A 10895-nucleotide genomic window follows, 5' to 3' on the forward strand; every position below is an offset into this window, starting at 1 on the left:
CGCCGGCGTTCACGCATGCAGCGCCAGCCCCTTCACCGCCTTGTCGACGGCCTTCTTCGGCCCGTGCAGCGCCAGGCCGACCAGATCGGGATTGTCCGCATCCTCGGCGCGGAACGCCGCGCGGTTGGCCGCGTCGTGCCCGGTCGAAAACATCGCGCGCACGTAGGGCACGATCGTCAGTTCGCGCGACAGCGCCTGCCGGTGCGCGGCCTGCAAGCCGTTCAGGTCGGCCGCGAACACCAGCATCGGCTGGCCGAACATCCGGCTGTAACGGCGCCCGGCCGCATCCTCGTAAGGCTCGCCGAGGGCGTCCGGCGCACCGGCCGCGACACCCGTCGCGAGAAACGCGACCACGTTGAGTTTCTGCCACGCCGCTAGATCGTCGCGCACGATCAGCGCTACTTTGGTATCGAACATGCTTGCTCCTGGTTGGAGCGCTCATGATCGGACGGCGCGCGCGATCAGTCTGGAACGTTTGTGCAAAGTTGCCGGTACGCGGCCGGCGTGATCCGGTACGCGCGGCGGAACCAGCGGCCGAGGTGGCTCTGGTCGGCGAAGCCGACGTCGGCGGCCGCCTGCGCGGGCGTGCGGCCGGCGGCGAGCAGCTTGCGCGCGGCACGCAGCCGCAGGCGCACGAGATACGCGTGCGGCGACGTGCCGAACGCACGCTGGAACATCCGCGTCAGCCGGAACCGGTCGATGCCGGCGACGCTCGCGAGTTCGTCGAGGCCGAGGTTGCCGTCCATGTGTGCGTGCAGCAGGTCGCGCACGCGCGCGATCGCGGGCGGCACGACGGCGCTTTCCAGCGCGAGCGGGCCGCCCAGCTGGCTGCCGAGCCGCATCAGCAAGCGGTCGAGCGTCTGGTCGCGTGCGAGCCGGCCTTCGTTGTCGTGGATCGCGAAGAACGCGTTCCGGATCGCGTCGACGAGGCCGCGATCGTCGACGAGCGTATGGCCGAACGTCGCTTCGACGCTGCCGAGGCCCGGCAGGTCGAGCCGGCGCGCGGCGCGCTCGACCCATGCCTGCGGCAGGTACAGCATCCCGTACGTGAAGCCGCCGGCTTCGGGCGCGTGGCCATCGTGCATCGCGCCCGGCTCGATCAGGATCGCGCGGCCCGGCACGCTGGTATGCAGCGAGCGGTGGCACTGGAAGCGCTGCACGCCCTGTTCGGTGAAGCCCACCAGCATGTCGTCGTGGTCGTGCGCATCGTACGCATGGCCGGTGAAATGCGCGTGCAGGCTTTCGATGCCGGTGTCCGCATCGCGGCGCGCGACGAGCCAGTGGTCGGTCGTGCCGGTTCGGTTCGTCGCGGTCGTCATCGGGTTCCTCGCACGTCGTCATCGCGTGACGGGATGGATCCGCAGCCGGCGAGGCGACGGGGGCGGGCGGTGCGGTTCATGGTTCGATCGCTATCTGTTCGTCGCGCGCGTATTGCGCGGGCGGGCGGCCGACATGCCGCGTGAACGCGACGCTGAAGGTGCTCGCGGAGCGGTAGCCGACGCGCGCCGCGATTTCCGCGATGCGGCCTTCGTTGCGGCGGAGCAGATCCTTCGCGAGCGCCATGCGCCACGTCAGCAGGTACTCCATCGGCGCGACGCCGACCGCGCGGCTGAAGCGCTCGAAGAACGTCGAGCGCGACAACGCGGCCTCCTTCGCGAGCTCGACGATCGTCCACGGGTGCGCGGGGCGTTCGTGCATCCGGCGGAGCGCGGCCGCGAGGCGGCTGTCGGCGAGCCCGCGCACGAGGCCGGGAGATGCGTGGGTGCCGGTCGTGAACCGCAGCGCCTCGATCAGCAGCACTTCCAGCAGGCGCGCGAGCACGATCTCGCGGGCCGGCCGCTGTGCGTGCGACTCGTCGCGCACCAGTTGCACGAGCGTGGTCAGCCGCGGCTCGCCGCGTACGTGCACGAAGCGGGGCAGCAACGACACCAGCAGCGATGCATCGGGCGAACCGAAACTGCAGTTGCCGACCATCATCCGCGTATCGATCGGGTTGGTCGGGTCGCCGATCCGGTACTCGCCAGGGGCGAGCGGGACGGGCGGCGCGGTTTCGACGCCCGGCGCCGGCGCGTCGAGGCTCGACAGCGCCACGCCGTAGGCCGCCGGAATCAGCACGAAATCGCCGGGCAGCAGCTCGATCGGCGCGTGCCCGTCGATCGCGATCCGGCACCCGCCGTCGAGGACCGCACAGTAGAACGGCTCGCCGGCGACCACGCGATTGATCGCCCACGGGCTCGCGCCGCGCACGTACTTGGCGTGCCGCGCGCCGGGTTGCAGCAGCGTCACGACTTCGGTCAGCGGGTCGCTCATTGCCGGACTCTCGCAAAAGAAAAGCGGATTTTCGATTGTAGCGAATACGGTTCCGGCCATCTATCGTACGGACACATGCTCAACACACCCCAGGAGTTCGCATGAAGACCGTACTGATTACCGGCTGTTCTTCCGGCTTCGGCCTCGAAATCGCGCGCCATTTCCTCGCCCGCGACTGGCGGGTCGTCGCGACGATGCGCAAGCCGGGCGACGACGTGCTGCCGCCGTCGGAGCGCTTGCGCGTGCTGCCGCTCGACGTGACGAACGCGGACAGCATTCGCACCGCGATCGAGGCCGCTGGCCCGATCGACGTGCTCGTCAACAACGCGGGCTTCGGCGCGGCCGCCCCGGCCGAGCTCACGCCGCTCGACACGGTGCGCGCGCTGTTCGACACCAACACGATCGGCACGATCGCGGTGACGCAGGCGGTGCTGCCGCAGTTTCGCGCGCTCGGCGCCGGCGTGGTCGTGAACGTCACGTCGAGCGTCACGCTGAAGGCATTGCCGCTCGTCAGCGCGTACCGCGCGAGCAAGGCGGCGGTGAATGCGTTCACCGAATCGATGGCGGTCGAACTCGAGCCGTTCGGCGTGCGCGCGCATCTGGTGCTGCCGGGCCGCGCGCCCGACACGCGTTTCGCGGACAACGCGCGGGCCAACATGCACGGCTTCGACCACGAAGCGTATGCGGAATTCGTCGGCCAGGCCGTCGCGCGGATGCTCGATGCATCGGGGCCGATCACCCATGCGCAGGATGTTGCCGAAGCCGTGTGGCGCGCGGCGACCGATCCGTCGAGCCCGCTGCGGCTGCCGGCCGGCGCCGACGCTGAAGCATGGGCGGCGCAAGCGGCGTGATCGATCGGGAGTCCGTCGCACCGGTCGGTTGAGCCGGTGCGACGGCGCGTGTGAGGCTGGGGGGCGGCGGGCGTTACAGCGCGCGCGTGATCGCCTGCTCCAGCAGCGACAGCCCGAGGTCGATCTCTTCGTCGCTGACGGTCAGCGGCGGCGCGATCCGGAACACGCCGCCCATGCCGGGCAACTGCACGATGTTCATGCTGAGCCCGAGGTTCATGCACTCGCGCGTGATCTTCGCGCCGAGCCCGTCCGCCGGCTCCCTGGTGCGGCGATCCTTGACGATCTCGACGCCGAGCAGCAGCCCGCGCCCGCGTACGTCGCCGATGCAGTCGAAGCGCTCCATCAGGTCGAGCAGGCCGCGCCGCAGCCGCTCGCCCATCGTGTTGGCGCGCGCGACGAGACCGTCGCGCTGCACGACGTCGAGCACGCGCAGGCCGACCGCCGCCGGCAGCGGGTCGGACACGTGCGTCGTGTAGAACAGGTAACCGAGCGCGTGCGCGCGCTCCTCGATGGCCGCGGACGTGACCATCGCCGCGAGCGGCAGCCCCGCGCCGAGCGTCTTCGACAGCGTCAGGATGTCGGGCGTCACGCCGTCGCGCTGGCACGCGAACATCGTGCCGGTGCGGCCGACGCCCGTCTGCGCCTCGTCGAGGATCAGCAGCATCCCGCGTTCCTCGCACTTGCGCTTGAGCGCGGCCATATAGCCTTCCGGCAATTCGATGATTCCGCCCGAACTGAGGATCGGCTCCGCGATGAACGCGGCGAGGTTGCCGCTCGACTGGCGGTCGATCAGGTCGAACGCGTAGTCGAGTTCGGCGAGCGGATCGTACGCACCGTTGCGCTCGAAGCGCGGCCGGTACGCGAACGGCGCCGGAATCGCGAACGAGCCGACCGACGCGGGGCCGACGCCCTTGCGGCCGGCGCTGTACGTGGCCGACGCGGCGGCGCCCGTCATCCCGTGCCACGACTGCGCGAAGCCGACGATCTCGTACTTGCCGGTGACGAGCTTCGCCATCCGGATCGCCGCCTCGTTCGATTCCGCGCCGGTGCTGAGCAGCAGCGCGCGGTCGAGGCCGGCGGGCGTGAGGTCGGCGAGGCGCGTCGCGAGATCGACGACCGGCCGCGACAGCATCCCGCTGAACAGGTGGTCGAGCTTGCCCGCGTATTCGCCGATCACGGAGACGATCTCCGGATGGCTGTGGCCGAGCACCGCGCTCATCTGGCCCGACGTGAAATCGAGGATCGCGCGGCCATCGGCGTCGTAGACGAAGCTGCCTTTCGCGCGCTCGATGATCACCGGTTCGAACGTGCCGCCGTAGCGGACCAGGTGCTGCCTGGCGTTGCGCCAGAAGGTTGCATCGTCGTTCAGGGACATCGGGCGGCTCCGGCAAAAGGGCAGGGATCGCTTGCAGTCTAGGCGCGGGTCTGGTTTGATGGAAACGAATAGTCCTAATGCAAGGTAGAAAAGGAGCTAATACCTTGGCGCTTTCGCTCGACATCGACCTGCTGCGCTCGTTCGTCGTGATCGCCGAGGTGCGCGCGCTGAGCCGCGCGGCCGCGCGCGTCGGCCGCACGCAATCCGCGCTCAGCCAGCAGATGAAGCGGCTCGAGGAAGCGGTCGACCAGCCGTTGTTCCAGCGCACCGGCCGTGGCGTCGTGCTGACGCATCCGGGCGAGCGGCTGCTCGTGCACGCGCAGCGCATCCTGCGGCTGCACGACGAGGCGATGGCCGACCTGTGCGGCACGGGGCTGTCGGGGACGATCCGGTTCGGGTGCCCCGACGATTACGCCGAAGTGTGGCTGCCGTCGCTGCTGCGGCAGTTTTCGAGCCAGCATCCGCAGGCGATCGTCGAAGTCGTCTGCGGGCCGACGCCGCGGCTCGTCGAACACCTGGAGAAGCGCGCGGTCGATCTGGCGATGATTTCCGTGCCGGACGACGGCGCGACCGACGACGTCATTCGCCGCGAGCCGCTGGTCTGGATCGGTTATCCGGGGCTCGAACCCGCGCATTTCGATCCGTTGCCGCTCGCGCTGTCCGATCGCGACACGCTCGATCACCTCGCGGCCTGCGACGCGTTGAATCGCGCCGGCCGCGACTACCGCGTCGCGTATGCGAGCAGCAGTCTCGCCGGGCTGATCGCGCTGGTGCGCTCGGGGCAGGCGTTCGCGGTGATGACGCAGACGGCCGTGCCGGCCGACCTCGCGATCGTCCACGGCGATCCGCGCTTGCCGCCGTTGCCGGCGGTGGGCATTACGCTGAGGTGCGACCGGAAGCGGCCGTCGCATCTGACGGCAGCATTCGCCGAGCATATCCGGCAAACGCTGCCGTTGCTTTGATCGTCGACGCGATCAGTCGACCATCGACGAAGCCGACGCCTGCGTGCGGCCCGGACGCTCCGCCGCCGCCTCGCGCACGCGGATCGCCGCCCGCATGCCGGACAGCTTCAGTTCGGTTTCCTGATATTCGTTGACCGGCTCGGAATCGGCGACGATGCCGCAGCCCGCGAACAGCCGGCACGCGCCGCCCGCGATCAACGCCGAACGCAGCGCGACGATGAAATCGCCGTTGCCGTGCGCGTCGATCCAGCCGATCGGCGCCGCATACCAGCCGCGATCGAAGCCTTCGTGCGCACGGATATGGTCGAGCGCCGGCGCGCGCGGATGGCCGGCGACCGCCGGCGTCGGGTGCAGCGCCGCGACGACCTGCAACAGCGTCGCCTCCGCATTCAGCGTCGCGCGAATCGGCGTGCTCAGGTGCTGAAGCTTCGGCAAGCGGTGCAGCGACGGTTGATCGGGCACGTCGAGCTCACGCGACAGCGGCGCGAGCGCGGCACGGATGGCGTCGACGACGAGCGCATGCTCGAGCCGTTCCTTCGCGGACGCCATCAGCGCGGCGCCGAGTGCGCGATCGTCGTCGGGCGTGGCGCCGCGCCGGATCGTACCGGCCAGCGCATGCGTGCGCACGTCGCCGGCCGCGACACGCGCGAGCCGTTCCGGCGTCGCGCCGACGAAGCACGCCCCGTCGCGACGGACCGCGAACAGGTGCGCATGCGCGTCGCGCCGTCGCAACCGGCGCAGCAGCGGCGCGATCGCGACGGGCCGTGCGTACTGTTCGAGCACGTCGCGGGCGAGCACGACCTTGCCGAACGCGCCGTCGTGGATCGCGTCCACCGCACGGCGGACTTCGTGCTGCCATTCGCTGGCCTGCAGCGCCTGCGTGTGCAGCAGTTGCGGCGCGTCGTCTTCCGCGGCCGGCGCAAGCGTGCCGAGCGACTCGATCCGCGCGAGGCACGCATGCGCGAGCGCGGCCGGATCGTCGTGAGCGGCGACGACCTGCTGGCAGACGGCCCAGTGCGCATCGCCTTCGCGCACGATCAGCAGCTTCGCCAGCATCATGCTTGCATCGGGAAACGATGCCCAGTGCGCGCTGCGCGGGCCTTGCGCATCGAACCGGAAGCCGCCGACCAGCCGCGGCGGCTGCGGGCCCGCCGTGACCGCGTCGCGCACGAGGGCGCGCCAGCGCGCATCGATCTGCGCGAAGCGCGTGTCCCCGGTGGCGCTCAGTTCGGCCGCGCAGTCCCAGCCGTAGAGCGTGACGGACGCATCGCCGGCTTCGTGGAAGCACCACGGCGTCGCGCCGTCGTCCCACGCGGCGATCAGGTCGCAGAAGTCGAGCGGGCGCAGCGGCACCGAGACCGACGCGAGCGTCGGCGTGCCGGTGGCGGCGGCGCGGCGGGCCGCACGCGCGAACGTGTCGTGCAGCAGCGGAAGGCCGGCGTTCATGCGAGCCCCCGCTGTTGTCGCCAGTATTGCGTTTGCTGCGCGATGTACCACGCGATGAGCTGGGCGAACAGCGTCTCGACGTAGTCGGCGTCGAGGCCGGCCTGCTCGGCCCAGCGGCGCCGGTCGGGCAGCATCGCGGCCACCCGTTCCGGCGCGGCGATGCTCGCTTCGTCCGGCTTGAAGCGCGACGCGGCTTTCACGTACTGCATGCGCCGGCCGAGCGCGTCGATGATGTCGGCGTCCAGACGATCGATGGCTTCGCGAATGTCGGGCAGCCCCGTGCAGGCGTCCGGTGTTTTCATGTGTACTCCTTTCCGTAACGAAGGGATTGGTCGATCCGTTCGACCAGATGTGCGATCACCGCCGGGTATTGGTGTCGCAGGTAGAAGTGGTCGCCGTTGAACGTCTCGACGCGGATCGGGCGCGCCGCGACGTCCTGCCACGCATGCGCCTCGTCGCTGTCGAGCTCGGTATCGGCGAGCGGCAGCATCACGCCGAGCGGCGCATCGATGCGCGGCGGCCGCTCGCGCCGATACGTTTCGATCGCGCGGTAGTCGTGGCGGATCATCGGCAGGTAGATTGAGCGCATTTCCGGATCGGCGAGCAGCGCGGCGTGCTCGCCGGACAGCCGGGCGACGTCGCCGACGAGCGCGGCGTCGGATTGCAGGTGCAGATCCGATGCGCGCTGGCGATGCGGCGGCGGCAGTGCGGACACCGCCACGTAAAGCGGCGCGGCGCCGCGCGCCTCGAGCCGTACCGCGACCTCGTACGCGAGCGCCGCGCCGAGGCTGTGCCCGAACAGCACCAGCGGCGCGTGCGCATAGCGTTGCAGCGCGTCGGCGGCGGGGCCGGCGAGCGCTTCGATCGAGGGCAGGCACGGCTCGCCGAAGCGTTCCTCGCGGCCCGGATACTGCAGCGCGAGCAGATCGACGTCCCACGGCAGCGCACGGCTCCAGCCGCGAAAGAAATTCGCGGTGCCGCCCGCGTGCGGGAAGCAGACGAGCTGCGCACGCGGGCACGGCGACAGCCGCAACTCGCGAATCCAGTTCGAATCGGTCGGGTGCGCGCTCATGCGGCCGCCTGCAACTGGCGGCGCAACAGGTCGCGCAGCGATTTCTTGCTGGTCTTGCCGATGCCGGTTTCGGGAAAGCGCGGCATGAATTCGATGCGGTCGGGGATCTTGAACGCCGCGAGCCCGCAGTCGCGCAGGTAGCGTTTCAGCACGAGTCGGGACGGGGCAGGCGCGCGCGCGACGACGAACGCGCAGGTCCGTTCGCCGAGCATCGGATCGGGCATCGCGACGACCGCCGCGTCGTGCACCTGCGGATGCGCGAGCAGCAGGTTTTCCACTTCCTCGGCCGAGACTTTCTCGCCGCCGCGGTTGATCTGGTCCTTGTCGCGACCTTCGACGACCAGGTCGCCGTCCGCGGTGCGCCGCACGCGGTCGCCGCTGCGATAGAAGCCATCGGCCGTGAATGCCGTCGCATCGTGCGCCGCGAGCCGGTAGTAGCCGCGGATCGTGTACGGGCCGCGTACCTGCAGTTCGCCGATCTCGCCGGGCGCGACCGGTGCGCCGGTTGCGTCGACGATGCGCACTTCGTCGCCGTCCGAGACCGGGCGGCCCTGCGTGTGCGCGATCCGTTCCGGTGCGTCGTCGAGCCGCGTGCAGCAGATCAGCCCTTCGGCCATGCCGAACACCTGCTGCAACCGGCAGCCGAGCACGGGCGTCACGCGTTCGGCCGCGTGGTCCATCAGCCGCGCGCCGCCGACCTGCAGCACGCGCAGGCTCGACAGGTCGGCCTGCCGTTGCGGCTGCTCGTCGAGCCACAGCAGCGCGAGCGGCGGCACGAGCGCGGTATGCGTGACACGTTCCTGCGCAATCAGCGCGAAGCTCTGGTCGGGCTCGGGCCGCGCGGTCGTCACCACCCGGCCGCCCGCGAGCAATGCGCCGATCGTGCCGGGGCAGCACAGCGTGAAGTTGTGCGCCATCGGCAGCGCGGCCAGATAGACGGTGTCGGCATCGAACCCGCTCGCGGCGCTGCATGCGCGCACGTTGTACAGGTATTCGCGATGGCGGCGCGGAATCAGCTTCGGCGTGCCGGTCGTGCCGCCTGACAACTGGAAGCACGCGATATCGTCGGCGCGCGCCGCGCAGTCGAGCACGGGCGCCGCGTCGTACAGCGCGGCGAACGACGTGAATGCGTGGTCGTCGCCGGCCATCACGATGTGCTCGAGCGTCGGGCACTCGGCCTGCAAGGCGGCCGCGAGCGGCCGGCAGTCGAAATCGCCGAGCTGCGACGCGCCGAGATAAGCGCGCGCGCCGGCGAAGCGGCAGAACGCGCCGATCTCGTAGTGACGGTGCGCGGGCAGCGCGAGCACCGGCCGCACGCCGAGCTGGAACAGCGCGAAGCACGTCTCGATGAAGCGCGCGCCGTTCGGCAACTGGACGACGACCGCGTCGCCGCGTACCAGGCCGAGGCGCGCGAGGCCGCCCGCGAGGCGGCGAATGCGCGCGAGCAGATCGCGATAGCACAGCCGCAGCGCGCCGTCGACGACGGCGAGCGCGTCGGGATGGCGCTGCGCGCAGGCATCGAGCGCGTCGAAGAACGTCGTGTCCTGCCAGTAGCCGGCGTCGCGGTAGCGGCGCGCGAAGTCGTCGGGCCAGTCGGGCGCGTCGGCCGGCACGGCCGCCGCCAGGGAGGAAGGGGAGGATTGCATGCGCTGACCTTGGGTTCCGGCAAGTTGTCAGAAAATGTAAATGAGAGGTATTATCATTTGTAACAGGTGCTGCGATAGCGCCGTTTCTTTCGATATCGCGGCAATTTCGTTCGATCGGGCGCCGGTCGCGCGGCACCCGCCCGGTCCGGCCGGACAATCGGCCGGTTGCCGCCGGCGCGCGCCGGTCCGCGCGTGCCGCCTAACCAACGGACCTCCGATGAGATCGACCTCCTTCGCTTCGTCACGACGTCACCCGCCGGTGCTCGTGCCCGGCAATCATCCGGGTGTGGTGCACATCGACACGGGCATGAAACTCATGAGCGGCACGCTGTGCTCGGATAGCCGCGACTGGTACGAGGAGCCGCTCGAAAAAGGGCTGAAGCTCGTCCTCGTGCAGAGCGGGCAGTTGCGCTGCCGCGTGCCGGGCCAGCCCGAGCAATGCATCAAGGGGCCGGGCCTGTGCGTGATCGCCAACGACGGCGAATTCACGACCCACCAGATCTACGACCGCGACGTGCCGCTGCGCTACACGATCGTGCAGCTCGGCCTCGACGCGCTCGACCGCAACCTGAGCCTGCTGCCGGAGAAGATGCTCGCGCCGACGGGCGGCGATCCGCGCATCGTCAGTTGCCCGGCGTCGAAGGCGCTGCAGGCGCTCGCCGTGCAGATCGCCACCTGCCCGTTCGAGGGTGCGGTGCGCGAGTACTACCTGAAGGCGAAGGCGTTCGAGCTGACCGCGCTGAGCGCGCAGTTGCTGGCCACGCAGCGGCAGTCCGCGCCGGCCGACGTGCGGGTCACGTCGTCGGATGTCGAGCGCGTGTATGCGGCGAGCGACATCCTGACGCGCGAGCTCCAGCACCCGCCGACGCTCGACGCGCTCGCGGGCCGCGTCGGGATGAATTCGCGCAAGCTGACGGCCGGCTTCCGCAAGGTGTTCGGCACGAGCGTGTACGCGTATCTGCAGGAATACCGGCTGCGGACCGCGCACGCGATGCTGTGCGCGGAGGATGCGAACGTGTCGACCGTCGCGTACCGCGTCGGCTACAGCCCCGCGCATTTTTCGATTGCGTTCCGCAAGCGCTACGGCATTTCGCCGAGCGATATTCGCGTGTCGCCCAACGCAATGGATCACGAGGAATTGACGGGCGCGGCGATCTAAAACAACTGACCGGCCGCCTAAAGGAATCGACCGGGCTCATGGGTGTTAATGAGATAGATTCTCATTCACAGGTG

General features: G+C 69.9%; 11 protein-coding genes. 3 read left to right on the plus strand and 8 right to left on the minus strand.

The window, feature by feature from the left end:
* Positions 1–9 precede the first annotated feature (9 nt).
* The 3 genes from H0X90_RS19265 to H0X90_RS19275 all read right to left on the minus strand — a co-directional run bounded on the left by H0X90_RS19265 (position 10) and on the right by H0X90_RS19275 (position 2370).
* Positions 10–417, minus strand: coding sequence for a DUF2000 domain-containing protein (locus tag H0X90_RS19265; protein ID WP_048985058.1), 408 nt, complete (start codon positions 415–417; stop codon positions 10–12).
* Between the two features lie 44 nt (positions 418–461).
* Positions 462–1319, minus strand: coding sequence for an AraC family transcriptional regulator (locus tag H0X90_RS19270; protein ID WP_006484752.1), 858 nt, complete (start codon positions 1317–1319; stop codon positions 462–464).
* A 76-nt stretch (positions 1320–1395) separates the two neighbouring features.
* On the minus strand, positions 1396–2370 hold the full coding sequence (locus H0X90_RS19275) for an AraC family transcriptional regulator (RefSeq protein WP_006493043.1): 975 nt from the start codon (positions 2368–2370) through the stop codon (positions 1396–1398).
* A 41-nt stretch (positions 2371–2411) separates the two neighbouring features.
* On the opposite strand from H0X90_RS19275, the gene H0X90_RS19280 reads away from it, so the two are divergent.
* The gene (locus H0X90_RS19280) at positions 2412–3161 is read left to right on the plus strand and encodes an SDR family oxidoreductase (RefSeq protein ID WP_077189083.1); all 750 of its coding nucleotides are present in this window, start codon (positions 2412–2414) and stop codon (positions 3159–3161) included.
* A 73-nt stretch (positions 3162–3234) separates the two neighbouring features.
* On the opposite strand, the gene H0X90_RS19285 is transcribed toward H0X90_RS19280, so the two are convergent.
* Positions 3235–4536, minus strand: coding sequence for an aspartate aminotransferase family protein (locus tag H0X90_RS19285; RefSeq protein ID WP_048985056.1), 1302 nt, complete (start codon positions 4534–4536; stop codon positions 3235–3237).
* 77 nt (positions 4537–4613) lie between these two features.
* Here H0X90_RS19285 and H0X90_RS19290 point away from each other — a divergent pair, with 77 nt between their 5' ends.
* Positions 4614–5498, plus strand: coding sequence for a LysR family transcriptional regulator (locus H0X90_RS19290; protein WP_077189082.1), 885 nt, complete (start codon positions 4614–4616; stop codon positions 5496–5498).
* 12 nt (positions 5499–5510) lie between these two features.
* Here H0X90_RS19290 and H0X90_RS19295 read toward each other — a convergent pair whose 3' ends face one another.
* From H0X90_RS19295 to H0X90_RS19310, 4 genes are read right to left on the minus strand one after another with little or no spacing between them, the layout of a single operon-like run.
* Positions 5511–6944, minus strand: a complete 1434-nt coding sequence (locus H0X90_RS19295; protein ID WP_077189081.1) for an isochorismate synthase — start codon at positions 6942–6944, stop codon at positions 5511–5513.
* The gene (locus tag H0X90_RS19300; protein WP_006484772.1) at positions 6941–7246 is read right to left on the minus strand and encodes an isochorismate lyase; all 306 of its coding nucleotides are present in this window, start codon (positions 7244–7246) and stop codon (positions 6941–6943) included. Before H0X90_RS19300 ends, H0X90_RS19295 begins: the two co-directional genes overlap by 4 nt.
* Positions 7243–8016, minus strand: coding sequence for a thioesterase II family protein (locus H0X90_RS19305; protein ID WP_077189080.1), 774 nt, complete (start codon positions 8014–8016; stop codon positions 7243–7245). Before H0X90_RS19305 ends, H0X90_RS19300 begins: the two co-directional genes overlap by 4 nt.
* Positions 8013–9662 (minus strand): (2,3-dihydroxybenzoyl)adenylate synthase, encoded by a 1650-nt coding sequence (locus tag H0X90_RS19310; protein ID WP_048985049.1) that lies wholly within the window; start codon positions 9660–9662, stop codon positions 8013–8015. Before H0X90_RS19310 ends, H0X90_RS19305 begins: the two co-directional genes overlap by 4 nt.
* A 217-nt stretch (positions 9663–9879) precedes the next feature.
* Between H0X90_RS19310 and H0X90_RS19315 the strand changes: the two genes are divergently transcribed.
* Complete coding sequence (locus H0X90_RS19315; RefSeq protein ID WP_046338026.1) at positions 9880–10821, plus strand: helix-turn-helix transcriptional regulator; 942 nt, start codon at positions 9880–9882, stop codon at positions 10819–10821.
* The last annotated feature ends 74 nt before the right edge of the window (positions 10822–10895 follow it).

Source organism: Burkholderia sp. 9775_39, from assembly GCF_015712225.1.
Classification (GTDB): Bacteria; Pseudomonadota; Gammaproteobacteria; order Burkholderiales; family Burkholderiaceae; genus Burkholderia; species Burkholderia cenocepacia.

Excerpts from the sequence above, each read along its gene's own strand:
- H0X90_RS19265 (WP_048985058.1), bottom strand. The coding sequence starts at position 417 with ATGTTCGATACCAAAGTAGCGCTGATCGTGCGCGACGATCTAGCGGCG.
- H0X90_RS19270 (WP_006484752.1), bottom strand. The coding sequence starts at position 1,319 with ATGACGACCGCGACGAACCGAACCGGCACGACCGACCACTGGCTCGTC.
- H0X90_RS19275 (WP_006493043.1), bottom strand. The coding sequence starts at position 2,370 with ATGGCCGGAACCGTATTCGCTACAATCGAAAATCCGCTTTTCTTTTGC.
- H0X90_RS19280 (WP_077189083.1), top strand. The coding sequence starts at position 2,412 with ATGAAGACCGTACTGATTACCGGCTGTTCTTCCGGCTTCGGCCTCGAA.
- H0X90_RS19285 (WP_048985056.1), bottom strand. The coding sequence starts at position 4,536 with ATGTCCCTGAACGACGATGCAACCTTCTGGCGCAACGCCAGGCAGCAC.
- H0X90_RS19290 (WP_077189082.1), top strand. The coding sequence starts at position 4,614 with ATGCAAGGTAGAAAAGGAGCTAATACCTTGGCGCTTTCGCTCGACATC.
- H0X90_RS19295 (WP_077189081.1), bottom strand. The coding sequence starts at position 6,944 with ATGAACGCCGGCCTTCCGCTGCTGCACGACACGTTCGCGCGTGCGGCC.
- H0X90_RS19300 (WP_006484772.1), bottom strand. The coding sequence starts at position 7,246 with ATGAAAACACCGGACGCCTGCACGGGGCTGCCCGACATTCGCGAAGCC.
- H0X90_RS19305 (WP_077189080.1), bottom strand. The coding sequence starts at position 8,016 with ATGAGCGCGCACCCGACCGATTCGAACTGGATTCGCGAGTTGCGGCTG.
- H0X90_RS19310 (WP_048985049.1), bottom strand. The coding sequence starts at position 9,662 with ATGCAATCCTCCCCTTCCTCCCTGGCGGCGGCCGTGCCGGCCGACGCG.
- H0X90_RS19315 (WP_046338026.1), top strand. The coding sequence starts at position 9,880 with ATGAGATCGACCTCCTTCGCTTCGTCACGACGTCACCCGCCGGTGCTC.